This window comes from Granulicella mallensis (assembly GCF_014203225.1).
GTDB classification, from domain to species: domain Bacteria; phylum Acidobacteriota; class Terriglobia; order Terriglobales; family Acidobacteriaceae; genus Granulicella; species Granulicella mallensis_A.
This window is the reverse complement of record NZ_JACHIO010000009.1, coordinates 209,484-225,596: the sequence shown is the minus strand read 5'-3', so window position 1 is coordinate 225,596 and position 16,113 is coordinate 209,484. Positions and strand designations below refer to the sequence as shown.

At 57.3% G+C, this 16,113-nt stretch carries 12 protein-coding genes; 2 read left to right on the top strand and 10 right to left on the bottom strand.

Translation table 11 applies throughout. The features are described from left to right. Nucleotides 1-9: 9 nt before the first annotated feature. Genes HDF15_RS12375 through coxB form a run of 7 tightly spaced genes read right to left on the bottom strand, consistent with a single transcriptional unit; the run spans nucleotide 10 to nucleotide 7,292 of the window. A complete protein-coding gene (locus tag HDF15_RS12375) occupies nucleotides 10-1,509 on the bottom strand; it encodes a cytochrome b N-terminal domain-containing protein (protein WP_184255939.1) in 1,500 nt (499 codons plus the stop codon). Continuing rightward, nucleotides 1,497-2,156: a ubiquinol-cytochrome c reductase iron-sulfur subunit gene (locus HDF15_RS12370; protein WP_184255938.1), complete on the bottom strand. Its 660-nt coding sequence runs from the start codon at nucleotides 2,154-2,156 to the stop codon at nucleotides 1,497-1,499. The genes HDF15_RS12375 and HDF15_RS12370 overlap by 13 nt, the downstream gene beginning before the upstream one ends. Nucleotides 2,157-2,212: 56 nt before the next feature. Beyond that, nucleotides 2,213-2,929: a c-type cytochrome gene (locus HDF15_RS12365; protein WP_311733090.1), complete on the bottom strand. Its 717-nt coding sequence runs from the start codon at nucleotides 2,927-2,929 to the stop codon at nucleotides 2,213-2,215. 50 nt (nucleotides 2,930-2,979) lie between these two features. Then, nucleotides 2,980-3,864 carry a hypothetical protein gene (locus tag HDF15_RS12360; protein ID WP_184255934.1) on the bottom strand — a complete coding sequence of 295 codons (885 nt, stop codon included), beginning with the start codon at nucleotides 3,862-3,864 and terminating at the stop codon, nucleotides 2,980-2,982. Nucleotides 3,865-3,896: 32 nt separating this feature from the next. Continuing rightward, on the bottom strand, nucleotides 3,897-4,502 hold the full coding sequence (locus HDF15_RS12355; RefSeq protein ID WP_184255932.1) for a heme-copper oxidase subunit III: 606 nt from the start codon (nucleotides 4,500-4,502) through the stop codon (nucleotides 3,897-3,899). Next, nucleotides 4,499-6,181 (bottom strand): cytochrome c oxidase subunit I, encoded by a 1,683-nt coding sequence (gene ctaD / locus HDF15_RS12350; protein ID WP_184255930.1) that lies wholly within the window; start codon nucleotides 6,179-6,181, stop codon nucleotides 4,499-4,501. The genes HDF15_RS12355 and ctaD overlap by 4 nt, the downstream gene beginning before the upstream one ends. Nucleotides 6,182-6,197: 16 nt before the next feature. After that, nucleotides 6,198-7,292 (bottom strand): cytochrome c oxidase subunit II, encoded by a 1,095-nt coding sequence (gene coxB, locus HDF15_RS12345; protein ID WP_184255929.1) that lies wholly within the window; start codon nucleotides 7,290-7,292, stop codon nucleotides 6,198-6,200. A gap of 294 nt (nucleotides 7,293-7,586) precedes the next feature. Between coxB and gnd the strand changes: the two genes are divergently transcribed. Next, entirely contained in the window at nucleotides 7,587-8,609 is a 1,023-nt protein-coding gene (gene gnd, locus HDF15_RS12340) for a phosphogluconate dehydrogenase (NAD(+)-dependent, decarboxylating) (RefSeq protein ID WP_184255927.1), read from the top strand. A 525-nt stretch (nucleotides 8,610-9,134) separates the two neighbouring features. Next, nucleotides 9,135-9,887 carry a Stp1/IreP family PP2C-type Ser/Thr phosphatase gene (locus tag HDF15_RS12335; protein WP_184255925.1) on the top strand — a complete coding sequence of 251 codons (753 nt, stop codon included), beginning with the start codon at nucleotides 9,135-9,137 and terminating at the stop codon, nucleotides 9,885-9,887. Between the two features lie 16 nt (nucleotides 9,888-9,903). On the opposite strand, the gene HDF15_RS12330 is transcribed toward HDF15_RS12335, so the two are convergent. The 3 genes from HDF15_RS12330 to tssK form a co-directional block, all read right to left on the bottom strand. Further along, nucleotides 9,904-13,164: an ImcF-related family protein gene (locus tag HDF15_RS12330; protein ID WP_184255923.1), complete on the bottom strand. Its 3,261-nt coding sequence runs from the start codon at nucleotides 13,162-13,164 to the stop codon at nucleotides 9,904-9,906. 2 nt (nucleotides 13,165-13,166) lie between these two features. Beyond that, entirely contained in the window at nucleotides 13,167-13,958 is a 792-nt protein-coding gene (locus tag HDF15_RS12325) for a DotU family type IV/VI secretion system protein (protein WP_184255921.1), read from the bottom strand. 345 nt (nucleotides 13,959-14,303) lie between these two features. Next, a complete protein-coding gene (gene tssK / locus HDF15_RS12320; RefSeq protein WP_184255919.1) occupies nucleotides 14,304-15,677 on the bottom strand; it encodes a type VI secretion system baseplate subunit TssK in 1,374 nt (457 codons plus the stop codon). Nucleotides 15,678-16,113: the final 436 nt, after the last annotated feature.

Genomic DNA, 16,113 nt, shown 5'->3' with positions numbered 1-16,113 from the left:
AACACACAGCTAATGCTCCTTGGGAGGGCCTGCGGGCTGTTCACTGGAGGACACCAGATGCTGAGAGGCATCGATGGCAGGGGATAGATCGTCACCGCGCAACGTTGTCAGGAAGTGGACGAGCGCGGTGGTCTCGGAAGGATTGAGTGCGTTGCCGTAGGCCGGCATGTTGCCCCCACCTTGCAGCACCTGGCGGATGATCTGGTCTTCCGTCATCTTGGAGGCAACAGCGTCAAGTGCAGGCCCACGCATTCCACCGGCGCCGCCGATGGAGTGACAGTTACGGCACTGCTTGTTCTGCAGGACGAGCGCGCCCTCTCGTTCGAGGGGAGTACGGTCTTTCAGATAAGCCGCAGGGATCGGGTCACTGGTCCAGGCGTTCATGACCGGGCTCCACGGCGTGTACATTCCGAGACGGGTGAAGGCTCCCAGGATGACGGCGATCACAGCCACCATCAGCACGGCTACAGGACGGCGCGACCAGTGCTTTTCTCCCTCTCCGGAGAGAAGCGGCAGCAGGAGCATGGCTCCAATCCCGAGAACAGGTGCAATGAAGAGCACGGGAGTCTCAAGGCTCGGAGGCAGATAGGCCAGTACCGCGTAGATCCAGAGGAAGGCGAAGTCAGGCTTGGGTGCTGTCTGGATGATAGTGGGGTCCGGCTGGCCGGTAGGGCCGAAGGGGCCGAACCACAGGGCGCAGGCCATCACCGCGAGCATGATGGCTGCGGCGAAGAGCGAGTCCTTCCAGGCGGCATCGGGAACGAAGGGGATGCCGGTCTTTTCGGTGAGGTGGTGATACTCGCTGACGTAGGTCTTCCGGTTGACGAGACGGCCGGGCATCGGCCAGTCATTGATGCCGAGACGCAGCACCATCCAGATGTGCAGGCCGACCATCGCCAGCAGGATGCCAGGAATGACGAAGACGTGCAGCGTAAAGAAGCGGGAGAGCGTAGGACCGGCGATGATCGGGCCGCCCAGCATCAGGCCGACGAGCGGAGCACCGATCAGGGGAACGCGGCTGACGATGGAGGCTCCGATGCCGAGGCCCCAGTAGGCGTCCTGATCGAAGCGCAATACCTGCCCGGTGAAGGCCATGCCGAGGGTGAGAAGGAGAAGGAAGACGCCGATGATCCAGGTAAGCTCGCGAGGAAACTTGTACGCGCCGAAGAGGAAGACCTGTGCCATGTGGATCAGCACGATGGCGACCATGAAGTCGGAGCCCCAGCCGTGCATCGCGCGTAGGAACCAGCCGAGTTTGACGTTGTGGTCGAGGAACTCAAGGCTGTTCCAGGCATGGCCCGCGGTTGGAGCATAGACCAGCGCGAGCAGAATGCCCGTCATGACCTGGAGGACGAGGATGACCGTCGCGGCACTGCCGAAGACGTACCACCAACTGGCCGTGTTGGCCGGGACCTCGTGCTCTGCCGCCTCAATGACAGGGGCTCCCAGCCCGAGCCGCTGCTCGAACCAGTTATAGACCTCGATGCTGCGTCGCTTTAGCTCTGACATGAGCTGCACCTCGGTTTGGGTAATGGAGCCTCTGTTGATGTGGCCCCTTCAAGCTGGACCAATGGCGACTCGTTCTTGGCCTGGTTGGCGAGCGTCGGCATCTTTCCGGCGCTGATGACCAGGCTGCCCGAGACGACCTGGTACTCATACTCGAAGAGACCGCGCTCCGGCGGACCCGACGCGCGGGAGCCATCAGCATAGTACGCGCCGCCATGGCAGGGACACATAAAGAGTTGTGACTGAGCGAACCAGCGGACGGGGCAGCCGAGGTGTGCGCAGTTGATCGCGAATACCTGGAAGGTGTTTCCGGAGATGCGGCGAACCCAGCAGGGAATGTCGCCGGTCTGGCCATCCCAGGAGGTGGTGACAGGATTGCGGAAGTTGACCAGGCGGGTCTCGCCTTCGGGAAAGTCGGCCAGAGGGCCGAGGTTGATCCAGGAGTTGTCGGCAGAAGTCTTCTTCAGCGCAGGCCCCAGAAGATAGCCGAGGATGGGCACGGCCAGAACCGCGCCGACCGCTCCATTTACCAACAACGAGAGCTTGAAGAGAAAGACGCGGCGCGAGTGGCCGGCACTCTTATGGCTCTCCGGATTCGCCGGCTCGGTCAGGGGGGCTCCCGGTGGAATTTGCTGCTCGCTCGGTGTCATCGCGTCTTTGCTCCTGTGCTCTCTTCGTGTTGAGCGATATTCATTCGACCCATGGTTTAAGGGTGTGTGCGATAGGGCTGGCCCGGGTCGGAAACACGCTTTGAGGCAAGCCATGCTGTGATGTCGGTAATCTGCTGATCGGTAAGGGGATGGGCGGAGTCGGTGCGCCAGTCGGGCATTCCTTCGTCGGGCCGGCCGGCGATCATGAGACTGCGCAGGTCCTGATCGCTGATGAGCGCGAGGTAGGAGGGATCGACGATGGAGCCGAGTTTGCCCTTGGTCCCTTGCGCGCTTCCTTCACCCGTCGCTCCGTGGCATCGTGCGCAGGAGGTGGTAAAGGCCTGTTGTCCGTGCTCGGCATCTCCCGGCAGAGTCGCCAGGTAGGGCGGAGGATTCTGGCCTGCAAGAATGTTCGGTGTTCCCCACGTCTGCAGAATGCCTTTCGCCAGCACTGTGACCTGCTGATCGGTCAACATGCCACCCGCACTCTGAGCGAAGGGGGGCATCAGCTTGCCGTTGACTCCCTTAGAGATCGTTCGCTGCAGGTTGTCTTCTCCGGCCACGGCAAGATACACCGGGTTAGCAAGCGCGAGGGCCGCTCCCCCCTTGCCCGTCGCTCCGTGGCAGGCAGCGCAGTTCTCTTTGTAGAGGGTGGGGAAGTCGAGGACCTCTTCGGGGCGTACGACTTCGGGTCCAGGGCCGGGACGGCCATGGATGTGGTTGCAGCCGGTGAGGGCCATGCCGCCCACAGACAGCGTGAGAGTGCCAAGCACGTTAAGTCTTCGCGAGGCAGGTCTCATACGACGAATTTCTTGGGGCGATCTCATTGGTCTTCCTTATGAGAGGGATCTTCCTTGTGAGATTGGTCGCTGTGGATACCGGCACGGACAGAGAAAGGCAGCGCTCGGAACTGTGGCGTCCGTACCTTGACCTGCAGGTTGACGATGAAGCCGCAGACCAGGCCGAAGGCTATCTGCGAAATGACGAACCAGAGCCAGTCGATACGCGCATTGAGGATGGGGCTGATCACTCCCAGCGCCGAGTAGAGAATGCCTGTCCAAAGTAAGGGGGCGACGAAGCCCGCTGTAAGAATGGGTTTGCGCGGAAACATGGGAAGCATCGCGCCGTAGAGCAGGCCGATAAGGATCGAGGTGAGGCCGTGGATGGCGGTAGCGGCGAGAAGACCGTACAAGTGAAACTGGGCCAGGAAGGCGTCGCTTTCGCCTGCCCAGTGAACAAAGCCGCCCGCGGCCAGCAGATTCACGGCATACCAGACGCTGTGATAGCGGATGAGGCCAAAGAGAGCTGCAGGCAAGATCATCGCGATGCCGCCTACGATGCCGCCTTTGAGCCCGGCGGTAACGCTGAAGGTCTCAATCGGAATCAACTTGCGATGATCGACACCGACCGGCAGTTGAGAGCGGGTGGTTCGAGTGCTGGTGATCTCGATGATTCCAGCCTGGACTGGGACGTAGATGTGTTTCTCGTGGGGGAAGACATCGAAGAACCAGCCGACCATGGAGCGCAGAGTAAGAACGAGGCCAAGCAGGCTGACGACCCAATGCGTCACCATGCCGGTAATCGACAGAGCGAGGCCGAGCGAAAGCACCATCGGCCAAGGCGTCGGCTCCGGAAGGAGGACGGTGTCAGCATGGTGCTCCGGGCTATGCTGCTGCTCGGGCTGATTGATTGGATGGTCCTGTTGCATGGCGCTCCTCCTTACCCTTGAAAATCAACAGATCAGCGTCCCAAAACATAGACGACCAGAAATACGACGACCCAGACTGCATCGACGAAATGCCAGTAAAGAGAGAGCACTTCGAGCTTCTTCTCATGTTCTTCTTTCAGGTGCCCGGTCAAGGCGAAGAGAAGCGCGAGAGTGAGCATGATGAGACCCACAACGACATGGGTCGCGTGCAGACCGACGAGCGAGTAGTAGGTCGTTCCGAAGAGGTTGGTCTGGATGGTCAGGCCCTTATCGTAGATAAGGTGGTGCCACTCCAGGGCGGTGGTAACGAGGAAGATCGCTCCCAGAAGAACGGTTCCTGCCAGAAAGGCCGTGCAGCCGCGCAGGTTATTTTTGCGTAGCGCACTACTGGCGAAGTGGACGGTGATGCTGCTGGAGAGCAGGCAGATGGTGCCAAAGATCGGCAGCTCCAGCACCTGCGCCGGGGTTGGCCCGCTGAGGCTCTTGCCGATGTAAAAAATATAGGCGACGACGAAGATGATGAAGATCGCGGCTTCCGCCAGGATCAGGCAGGCCATCCCGATCGTGCCACGATAGGGCAGCGTCCAGGGTGTTTCACTCGATCCGGCGACGGGAATTGTGCTTGATGTATTCATCATTCGTAGTCCGAGTCAGGATCTTCAGGATGTTTCAGGTCCCATAGCGGGCGGCGGCTATTGACCGTTGGCTCAATAGCAAAGTTATAGGCGGGTGGAGGGGACGGTGTGGACCACTCCAGCGTCCAGGCATCCCACGGATCGTGTCCGGCTTCTTTGCCCCGGTAGTAAGACCGCACCATGTTGTAGCAAAAGACCAGAATGCCGGCAGCCTGGAAGATGGCTCCGATGCTGACGATGAGGTTCCACGACTCCCAGCCCCGGCCTGCTTCGTAGGTGTAGATACGGCGTGGCATGCCCAGCAATCCCGGGACGTGCATGAAGTCGAAGGTGAGGTGGAAGCCGATGATGAAGAGCCAGAAGTGCCACTTGCCCAGCGTCTCGCTCATCATGCGACCCGTTACCTTGGGATACCAGTAGTAGAAGGCCCCAAAGATCGCAAACAGGATCGACCCTACAAGTACATAGTGGAAGTGCGCCACCACGAAGTAGGAGTTGCCCAGCTGCCAGTCGAACGGGGCAGCCGAGAGCATGATGCCGGTCAGACCGGCGATCAGGAACTGAAAGAGGAAGCCGACGCAGAACATCATTGGCGTCGCGAAGATGACTTTCCCACCCCAGATCGTCGCCAGCCAGTTGAAGATCTTGATCCCCGTCGGCACCGAGATCACCATCGTGGCAAAGACGAAGAACGTATTGCCGACCGGGCCCAGACCGACGGTGAACATATGGTGCGCCCATACGCTCAAGCTGATAAAGCCGATGGAGACCGAGGCCGCTACCATCGCCGGATAGCCGAACATGGCCTTGCGGGAGAAGACGGGAACAATCTCGTTGACAAAGGCGAACGCCGGCAGCACCAGTACATAGACTTCGGGGTGCCCGAAGATCCAGAAGAAGTGCATCCACAGCACGGCCGAGCCGCCTGCCTGCGTATCGAAGAAATGGGAACCGATGTAACGGTCCAGGGTCAGCATGATCTGCGCGGCGGTCAGGGGGCTGACTGCGACGAAGACCAGGCTGGCCATCACCAGGTAGAGCCAGGGCAGCAGGGGCATGCGGCTCATCTTCATCCCTTTGCAGCGCATGCAGAGGATGGTGGTCACGATGTTGAGCGCCGTGCCGATTGACCCGACACCGCTCAGAAAGACCGCCAGCGTCCAGTAGTCCGTGCTGTGACCGGGAGAGAATACCTTGGCTGTAAGGGGCGCGTAAGCAAACCAGCCGACGTCCGGCGCTGAACCGGCGGCATAGAGGCCGCTTGCGCCGAAGTAGCTGAAGTAGAGCAGCAGTCCGGCAAACGCGGAGATCCAAAAGCTGAACGCATTGAGCCGTGGGAACGCCATGTCCCGGGCTCCGATCATCAGGGGAACCAGGTAATTCCCAAACCCGAAGAGGATCGGCATGCCGACGAAGAACACCATCGTCGTGCCGTGCATGGTGAAGAGCTGGTTGAAGACCTGCGGCGACACAAAATGATTATTGGGAATCGCGAGTTGAATGCGCATCAACACCGCTTCAACGCCGCCGACAAGGAGAAACACCAGCGCGTAGGCGATGTACATCAGGCCGATTTTTTTATGATCGACCGTTGTCAGCCACGCATAGATCACATTCGGCCTTGGAGGGCCCTGCGGGGGAGACTGCGTTTGATCGATTGCTTCCATCACCGGGGTTGCCATTATGCTGCGCTTCCTTCTAGTGAAGCTCTGTGAGATAGGCGGTAATCACGTTCAGATCATGTTCGTTCAAGTGCATGGGCGGCATCAACGAACCGGGTTTCATTGAATCTGGATTGTCGATCCACTTCCTTAGGTTTTCCGGAGTATTCTTGACCGCTCCGGAGGCAAAAGTGTCGCGGCTGGCAAGGTGGGAGAGATCGGGCCCAAACCTTCCTGTCGCTGCTGATCCCGAGACCGTATGGCAGTTGATGCAGGCATTATGCATGAACACGGTCTGTCCTTCGGTGGCGGCGGGATTGCCGGGGAATTCATGCTGTGCGGGCTTTTGCTGCTGTTTAACCCAGGCCTCAAAGTCTTCCGGGGACTGGGCGTAGACCCGCAGCAGCATCTTCGCGTGCTGGGTTCCGCAGTACTGGGCGCATTGGCCGAGATACAGTCCTGGCTCTGTGGGATCCATCCACATGGTATTGACCCGGTTGGGGATAACGTCCATCTTTCCAGCCAGGCGCGGTACCCAGAAACTGTGGGACACATCGGTGGACGACATCGTGAGATACGTCGGCTTAGGGCTCGCCTTATCACTGATGGGAATATGAAGCTCGTTGGCTGTAACGATTCCCAGCTTCGGGTAGCGATACTCCCACCAGAACTGATGCCCGATCACCGTTACATCCATGGTGTTGTCGGGCTTGGGAATCGCTTCGGTCCTGAGGATGACACGCGTGGTGGACAGGAAGAGCATCACAACGATCAGGATGGGAATGACCGTCCAGGAGAGCTCAATCTGGTTGCTGCCATAGATCTGCGCTGGTTCGTGCTCGGAGTCCGTGGGGCGATGCCGGTAGCGAATCAACGCATAGAGCAGCAACCCGCCAACGATAAGAAAGATGGCAAAGGTAACCGAAAGCACCAGCATCGAAAGGCCGAAGATCGAATGCGCTGGTGTAGCGGCGGGAGCAAAGATGTTTGTGGGAGACTGTGCAAACGCCGCGCCGGCAAAGAGAGGGGTGCTGCACGCCGCAACCCTGGTGACAAAAGCAAGGCTGCGTGCGGAGCGACGAGAACCGCCCTTGCTGGAACGTGTTGCCGGAGATCTGGAGAAGAGTGGCAAAGCAGTTTAACCCCGCATGCGTTGAATCGCCCAAAGCACCTGAATACGTATCATGCGTCTGGGACGATGCTAAATCAAATGAGCGAGTTTGCGGGTAAATCCTACCCATAATCGCACCACGACAACGAAGCCGCTTACGAACCTGACAAGGGGACGTTGTATCATCCAACCGAAAGATAGTGGCGGGAAATCTTACGATCCGCGTACTCAATTTGCAGCAGGACATGTGAGATCACGATTGACGCATGTCGATGTTCAACGATCCACCAGACGAAGGGAAGAGGAAAAGATCAGATGCAACTTGGAATGGTAGGACTGGGAAGAATGGGCGCGAACATGGTGAAGCGGCTGGTCGCGCATGGACATGAATGCACGGTCTTCGACATGTCGCCGAAGGTTGTGGAAGAACTGGCGCAGGAAAAGGGCATCACGGGGGCTTCCTCTATGGAGGATCTCGTGAGCAAGCTGGCGAAGCCGCGTGCGATCTGGCTGATGATTCCGGCGGGCGTCGTGGAGAAGGCCATCGCCGAGATCGCTCCTCATCTGGAGTCTGGCGACATTCTGATTGACGGAGGGAACTCTTACTACATCGACGATATTCGCCGCGCCAAGGAACTGGCCCCGAAGGGAATCCAGTATGTCGACGTAGGAACCAGCGGCGGCGTATGGGGACTGGAGCGCGGCTACTGCATGATGATCGGTGGACCGAAGGCTGCGGTAGAACACCTCGACCCGATCTTCAAGACAATCGCTCCCGGTATCGGAGATATTCCGCACACGCCAGGACGCGAGAACGTGGTCAGCACCGCGGAGCAGGGATACCTGCACTGTGGCGATAGCGGTGGCGGACACTTCGTCAAGATGGTGCACAACGGGATCGAATACGGCATGATGGCTGCCTATGCCGAGGGTCTGGGCGTGTTGAAGTCTGCGAACATTGGCAAGCACACGCATGAGATCGATGCGGAGACGACGCCTCTGCGCGACCCGGAACACTACCAATATGACTTCAATCTGCCGGATATTGCCGAAGTATGGCGTCGTGGCAGCGTGATCGCTTCGTGGCTGCTGGATCTAACTTCGTCCGCGCTGGCGGGAGATCCTGAGCTTGCGAAGTTTGGAGGCCGTGTCTCGGATTCAGGCGAAGGACGCTGGACCATCAAAGCCGGAATCGACGAAGGTGTGCCTACGCCCGTGCTGACGGCTTCGCTCTACGAGCGATTTACTTCGCGCGGTGAGGCTGACTTCTCCAATAAGATTCTCTCCGCACTTCGTTATGAGTTCGGCGGGCATCTTGAAAAGCCAGCGGCTAAGTAATACGGAGAGCCACTGCCTGGTTTCTAAAATTACGCCGTCAAACGAAGGGTCAGCCACTTGTGGCTGGCCCTTTGTGTTGTTGGGGATTTGTTTTGAGGGTAAAGCCGTCTATTTTTTCGATAGCTGATGATGGCTTAACCATATCGGGCTACTCGCACATATTTTGTGCAGGAAGCGTCCATTTTTTTCCTGTTTCAGCCTGGGCCTTGTTCTGGGCTTGCCTCGGAAAACGATCTGCGTAGCTCGATTTCGGAATGTAAGTGTTTTTTACAAAAAAAGGTGCCGGTAATTTAGCCTTTTCAGTTACTTCATATGCTTACATTGAAAGCCTCGGCTCAGCGTTTTTGCGTGTTTTCTCTGTGATGTCCGTGCGAGCTTGATTGCGATTTCTCCCTGTAGAAACAAGATGTTTACGATAGTTTCGCGGGATGTTGTGAATGAAATACTCTTGCTAATTTTTGAAAGCTACAGGTCTAACGAGGAATGCGATGGATGTAAAATCGAGTTAGCGGAGGTCTGCGGAAAGTGCCGACAGAGATATGGAATGGAATTGAATTAGCAGCGCAGACCGACATAGGCTGCCACAGGCAGAATAATGAAGATCGTTTTGCCTATGATCTGCCGTTGGGCATCTTTGCCGTTTCAGATGGAATGGGTGGCTGTGCAGGCGGTGAGATTGCAAGCCAGATGGCTGTCGAACAGCTTATTACTGCCTATCGGCTGCTGCATAATTCCACTAGCAGTGCAATTTCCATCTCTGATGCGCTTTATCATGCCGTCGCCAGTGCCAATGCAGCGGTGTATGCGCGCGCAGAAAGCGACCCTTCTCTACGTGGAATGGGGGCGACACTGGTTGCGATTGCTGTCGAAGGGACATCCGCGGTCATCGCGAATATAGGAGACAGCCGGGCCTATTTACTGCGCCAGAACACAGCAACGCAGATTACTCTCGATCATTCCTTTCTCGCGGAACAGGTGAGGGAAGGGACGATCCAGGCCAGGGATGCAGCTAACTCGCCGTTACAGTCCACGATCACGCGTGCGATTGGCATTGGAGCTGTAGTAGAAGCAGATTTATTTGCAGCAGAGCTCGAGCCGGGCGATCGAATATTGCTTGCGAGCGATGGCCTGACGCGTTATGTTCACGACGAGGAGATTGCCGCTATGGCTTCACCATCCATAACTTCCGATGCTGCGTGTGCTGCTCTCATCGAGCTCGCCCGCAATCGCGGAGGAGCCGATAATGTTACCTGCCTACTACTCAACTGGCTTGAGTAGTAGGCAGTAAGTATTTTTACCTTGCCACACTATCCACGCAGCGTAAGCCACTCATCGATCCTGGGGCGAGTACTGAAGCCCCGGGTCCCGAAAGCTCATAGTCCACGACGATTGGCGTTCCGTCCGGCGCCCGCACCGGAGTATTGGCAAGCTCCAAAGCAAAGCTCAGATCGTAAGTGTTAGGCGTAATGCTGCGTTCGATCTTTCCTTTGTCGAGCATCTCAAAGACTGCCCATACCCCAGTAAAAGTAAGTGGAAGATCGTTCGCCGTAAGGCTGGCATTGGCTGCCGTGGCTGCCTGCCAGGTGAACTGCTTCGGAGGATCTTTCAGCGCAAGCGTCTGCGAATCTACCTTCAAAGTAGCCTTCTGCACTCCGTTACTCGGGAGGTTATGTAGTGTGAAGGTGAGTGAAGGTGCGGTAGCGCCCGCAGGGAAGAATGCGGCCGAGAGATCAGCAGCACGGTTGAAGAAACGCAGGAACGCGGGGTTCACCCGTATGGGCGGGTTTGGTGCCTCGCTGTAGTGGGTGCCCTGCTGTACCAGTAACGACTTCAGATTCGTGTTGTAGAACTGCCATAACTCACCCGAGTTAGGTTGCAGCACGGCTGTCACTTCGGCTGGCGTAGCCTGCACGGAGCTTGCAGGGTTGAATGGGAACTTTGAGAACAGTCCATTGACGGCGGAGCAGAAACTTCTGCTGCCTGCGTTGGCGGCGGCTGGTCCGAGACCGTGCAGCAGCGCATCGGCTGAGGTAATGGGAGCTTCCATCAGCGCGAGTGTTACTGCATCGGTGTGTGCCTGCGCATCGATATGGAAGGCCTGCGCCGTTTGTTGTGCAGCAAGATGTGCGGCAGAGGCTGCGGAGGCGATAGGCGCGGCTGCGGCAGGATCAAGCGTGCCGGTGGGCGATGCCGTTACCTGTTGAATGCTGCTACGCAGCGTTAATAGACCGTCCACGTAGTTCTTGTTGCTGGATGTAAGGTACTGGTCTTTGTTTGCCGGAGGCACAAGTGTCTGCGGAGCCTGAAAGGCATCGGAGATGGACTTATCCTGCACCGAGGTGTTGTAAGAAGCTGTTTGGATAAGTGCCAGCAGCGGTGAGTTTGTTCCGGAGACGATACCCAGCTTTGTTCCGGCTTCCGCCAGGCTGCGGGCCTTTACTACATGGGCCTGATCCAAAAAGGCTCGCCACGTCGTTATGTAGTCCGTGTCATATCTTGTGGTTAATTGCTGCTTGAGTGAACCGGTGTCGATGGTTGCCGGGGCCTTATCGCCGAGTACCCAGGCCTCTCCACGGAAGTAGACCTCGGGGTGAGCAAGAGCGTTCTGCATAAAGGTATAACCCGATGGAGTAAAGGCTCCTAACACGATATGCGGTTCCAGAATCGTCTCCGCAGAGTGGGGAAACTGAGCATTGAAGTCGATGGAGGCCGTTTGCCTGCTGGCCGCGGTGAGTATGCTCTGGTAGATACGTTCGAAGCCGCCGAAGCCTGCAAGGTAGGTGCGTGCCTGATTTACGGAGGTGTCGACTGGCTTGATCGAATAAGGATTGTCCAGCGTGAGTTCATCCGCATAGAACGCGAATTGACGCTGTGCGAGAGCGCGGTGTTCGGAGGATATGGTTGCGCCATTCTGCCAGTGGTTGGTTAATACAGGAGCCAGAAAGGCTGACGTGCTGTACTGCGGGTAAGACGTTGTAATCAGGTATCCGCGCAGGGCCTCGTAAGTGCTGTTGTAGTCGGCATTTTGTGGAGGCGTGGCCGGCAGTCCGCCAAGCTCTGCGATAAGGTTATTCTGGGTTCGCGTGAGTAGCAGTGCGCGGAAGTGCTCGAAGTACAACCGGCGTGCGGGTGCAAGCAACGTATTGCCGTGATAGAGGCCCCAGCGATATCCCAGGGGCGCTCCTTCACGCTGCCATTGCTCAAGCTGTACCAGGTGAGAGCGCAGAATATCGAGTTGCTCGAGCTGGGACATGGCCGCGAGCTCGTTTGCTCCTCCTACAGCTTCGTTGTGCGCGAGTTGTTGATCGGCGGCGTTCAGCTGCTTCTCGATCGTATGGTTGTTCGAGTAAGAGACTGTGAATGCTATCAAGAGCAACAACAAGAGAGCTGCAGCTGTCCCGTATACAAAGCGCTGAAACAGAGAAGCCTGCCGTGTCGTGCCACTCCCGGCGAGCGCCGCCGCGTCGCGAAGCACTGCCTGAGGAAAGAAACGCGGCAGAAAGGCCCACTGAGCCGTCTTCTTTGAGGAAGTACGCGGAGCAAAAGAATCCGCAGATGTTGCGCCTTGTTGCGCAGATAAGGCCGAAAATATTCGGGTGGCGCCGGCATCCTGTTGGGCTATTGCTTTTGGAGTGGCTGCCGCCTCTGAGATGATTTGTTCCACCATGTGCGCGCGAACGCCGGTGAAATAAAAGCCTCGCAGCAGAGGGCTCACATGAAGCTGGCTGGGGCGAACTAACTCGATCAGAAATGCAGAGAGTGAGTTACGCAGCTTGCGCATCTCTCGCGGGAACTCGTAGTTCTCCGCTGCGACAGGACCATCAGTCTCACGTGCCAGCAAGGGGAGCCTTGTTCCCTGGAGATCAGACAGCAGCCCGTCGTAGCTTTGCAGGATGGTCGCTGAGGCAGTCTCTGCCCATGTGCTGCCCGGACGTACAGAAAAGTCCCGCGGCGCGGCACCCAGCAGCAGGCTTGCCTCGTCAGTCGACAGGTTGCGTACCCACGCGGCGAAGAAGGGGATGCGATCCGCTTTCGTGAAGAGTACGTAGACCGGCACAGCGGTACCTAGAAATTTTGCGAGCTCGCGTAGTTGCTCACCTGTCTTTGCGGCTAGTGCCGCAAGCTCTGAGGCTGCATTGGCCCCGAGCAGGCGCTCACAGCTTACGCAGACCACGGCAGCGCGCAGAGGTGCGTCTCCGCGAAAAGAGGTTCGCCAGGAGCCTGGACGTGTCTTTGCGAAAAGTCGACGCATCTGCGCAGGAGAGTCGTTGAGCGCGACGCCTGTCTCCGCCAGGAGCACTCCATCGGCAAACCAAAGGTTCAGTGTGGAGGTCGGGCAGACTTCGCCATCACGCATTGCTTCGCCGGCGATCAACTCCGCATTCCAGTCCGTGCGCAGGACGGCTGTTGTCTTGGCGGCATTGGTATCACCCAACAGGTACAACATGGGCAGTGTGTGCAGTGTCTTGCCCTTGCGGCCTGCGGAACCAAGCTTGTTTTCGGCTTCGCGCAGTAGCGCATCCAGCATGCTCGTATTTGCTGTTCTGTTTCCCATCACTATCCTCGCCACTCGGGCCGCACATCTGTCGCTGGAACTTGCAGGGTTCCTTGCTGTAACACGGGGCCTGGCATCCTTTCGTTTTGGGCGAGTCCTGCTGCGCCCACCTTTAGCGACAGGCTGTAAATCACGAAGCAGAGTATTACCACTGCTGTCAGCACCATCGCCGCAATCATCAGGCGGTAGCTCCACCGATCGCGCCCTGTGGCAGTGGGCAGCGGCAGCGTGGCAGGGCCTGGCAGCAAAGTGCCTGCTCCTCCACGAGCGCGAGCGATCTTCTCCTGTGCGGCGCGCAGCAACTGCGCAAGTTCACCCGCGTTCCCGAAGGCGTAGCGTCCCTTGTAGCCAAGCATCAGGCAGTGACAGTGCAGTTCCAGCACATCGGCTACCTTTGTGCTGTTCTCTTCGCGCAGCAGTGCCGCGAAGTTTTGAAAGAAGGTCTCGCCTGCGACGTGTCCACCGAAAAGCTCTTCCTGCATAGGCCGCCGGGCCCAATCTGGGGGAGCAGCGCTCGCAAGGTTAAGCACACTCTCATCAAGAAAGCCGACGGTCGCGAGTACTGCCATCTGAATGTGTTCGCTCGAATACCCCAGACTGCGAGCTTCCTGCATGGCTGTCTGCAGCAGCCTGCGCATATGCTCGCGGAAGGAATGCGTGTCGCCAATGGTCTGCTTGCCATAGCGAATCCGGAGAATCGCGGTCAGGACTTCGCTGAAGAGAGAGGCGATCGTGTGTGTTGCCGCAGCAGGACGAGCAGGTGGTGCAGTCGCCGAGGGTGAACTAACTGCCATAGATAATTTGCGCCTTTCTATCTTCCTGTCGCCAGATCGAATATGAGGAATGGGAAGTCATCGAACGAACCTGCATAGACTCCGGCATCCAGGTTCTGCTTTACGCGCAAGGCTTTCCCGTGAGATTGCCCCACGCAATCCCTCGACGAACAAAGCAGTCCTGCAGGTAAAACACGTGAGCTGATTTTTTATTCCCAGGGATCGGCCAAATAAATCTTTGGCCTACGGAGCAGGCGTAAGTAGAGGCAGGTCCGTTTAAACGGATAAGTCCTGACATTCCCAGGAGATGGGGCTGTCAGGACTTATTCGCCTTGTACGGTGCTTAGGCTTGCAGGTTTTGCAGTGTCAGACGTTGGGCTCGACCACCACTGTGAGGTCAAAGTCCGCTTCGGCAATCTCTCCGGGAATATAAACACCGACGCGCTTGCTTTGGAGGATATGTTCCCAGCAAGGGCCTGATAGATCAATCGCGAAGTATTGTTTGTCCGCTTCTGCGCGAATAGCCGAAGGCGGCACAGGAAGATGCAGCAGGGTGAGACCCGGCAGAGCGCGCCGTACGAGTTCAGGTACGAAGCGTGCGGAGCAAACCTTGATGAGCCTTGGCACACCGTCGATAAGATCCGCTTCGCCGAGATTGGCCCGAATGCCCAGTATCCAGCGGGCGCGCCGCAGACACCGCTCGTCCAGAACATCTGCTTCCTGAATGTAAGGAGCACCTGGAGTGAAGGTGAGCGTGATCGTGTTGGTCGGCATGATCATCTCAAGATGCTTGCGAATGTGCGCATCGAGTGCCCGAAACGCGTGCCCTGGGCTGCGGTGATCGTAATCAGGCAACTCATCGAGTGAAGTTTCCGTGGCAAACGTTGAGAGTGCGCCTGCGAGTCTCGCGAGTTCCAGATAAAACTGCTCGGGGTGCGCGTGGCGTGTAGCGCATAGATGCCGCAATACCGGCGCAGAGGTGGACAGTGCATGGAGAAACCAGTAAGTCGCCACATCGAGCGGGGCTGTGCCGGCTTCAAATCTTCCGCGCGGTCGCATGGCGCGTGAGAGCGGTCCCATCTTTTCGGCAAGAATTTCGAGCAGGCGTTTGCCGAGTAACATCAGCGCTGGGCTAGCGGACATGCGCAGCGTAGGAGCGATGTATTCAGGGTCATACAGCAAACCACCCCGGCCATCGCGCATCAAGCGCGCAAGCGGAATGGTCGACATCTCGGGAGTCACTTCACGTTCCGTAAGCAACGAGAGGTTTCCTTCTCCGAGAGAAACTTCACGTTCATCGATTCCGTTCGTGTTATCTCGCAAAACGCGCGCTATCGTACGGAATCGGAAGGAGTTCTCATTGTGCTCCTCTTTCGACGAATCAAGCACGCTGTAGACCTGGCCAGAAGCATGCGTACCCGGTACTGCCAGATGCAGGATTACAGCGGCGTCTGTCGGAAGTAAGAGTTCTTCAGCGCTGCGTGGTGCTGCTGCGGGAGTTTTTCCGCGGGTTTCAAACGCAAGGCCGTCTTCAAATACGCCTGCCGCTTCAAGCAACACGATTCGCCCGTTCCCCAGGGCATCTTCATCAAGGCGTGCGTGGAGCAGGCCCCACGGCTCAGACCATAGACTCCGTGTGACGAAATCAACGGTGTCTTCATAAAATCGGCTTTGTGCCTGGAAATGCTGGGGGCTCATATACATGCCCTCGGTCCAGACCACTCTGCTAAGAGACTTCATAGTCAGGCGGTTCTCCTGCTCTTCACGTGTGTGGAGTTGATGACGTGCTGTTTGATGGCCTTGGATGCGCCACTATGCCACTTCGGTTTTGCTGCCCTTTGCTTCATACCACACCTACTCTACCGCGTTTGCAGTTACGTATAAATCTAACCGCAAAAAAATATGGCTCAATTTATGAGCTATATTTTGTGGCAGACTTATACCAAACGCGTTGTAATAAACGCGCGCAACTATCTTTGGCTTTGGGTGCCTCCAAACGCAGTGGAGCGTATGAGTTTTTCTGTGGGAGCACTTAGTGGAGTAGGCAAGCGTGGGCAATCAAAAAGAAGATTTCAAAGACAATTCTGAGCAGGGCAGAGCACGTTTTTCCAAAGGTGCTAATCCTTTGAGAGAAGAAGCCTCTTTCGAACAGCTATTAGGGCAGCTCGACATTCAG

Excerpts from the sequence above, each read along its gene's own strand:
- HDF15_RS12375 (WP_184255939.1), bottom strand. The coding sequence starts at position 1,509 with ATGTCAGAGCTAAAGCGACGCAGCATCGAGGTCTATAACTGGTTCGAG.
- HDF15_RS12370 (WP_184255938.1), bottom strand. The coding sequence starts at position 2,156 with ATGACACCGAGCGAGCAGCAAATTCCACCGGGAGCCCCCCTGACCGAG.
- HDF15_RS12360 (WP_184255934.1), bottom strand. The coding sequence starts at position 3,864 with ATGCAACAGGACCATCCAATCAATCAGCCCGAGCAGCAGCATAGCCCG.
- HDF15_RS12355 (WP_184255932.1), bottom strand. The coding sequence starts at position 4,502 with ATGATGAATACATCAAGCACAATTCCCGTCGCCGGATCGAGTGAAACA.
- ctaD (WP_184255930.1), bottom strand. The coding sequence starts at position 6,181 with ATGGCAACCCCGGTGATGGAAGCAATCGATCAAACGCAGTCTCCCCCG.
- gnd (WP_184255927.1), top strand. The coding sequence starts at position 7,587 with ATGCAACTTGGAATGGTAGGACTGGGAAGAATGGGCGCGAACATGGTG.
- HDF15_RS12330 (WP_184255923.1), bottom strand. The coding sequence starts at position 13,164 with ATGGGAAACAGAACAGCAAATACGAGCATGCTGGATGCGCTACTGCGC.
- HDF15_RS12325 (WP_184255921.1), bottom strand. The coding sequence starts at position 13,958 with ATGGCAGTTAGTTCACCCTCGGCGACTGCACCACCTGCTCGTCCTGCT.
- tssK (WP_184255919.1), bottom strand. The coding sequence starts at position 15,677 with ATGAAGTCTCTTAGCAGAGTGGTCTGGACCGAGGGCATGTATATGAGC.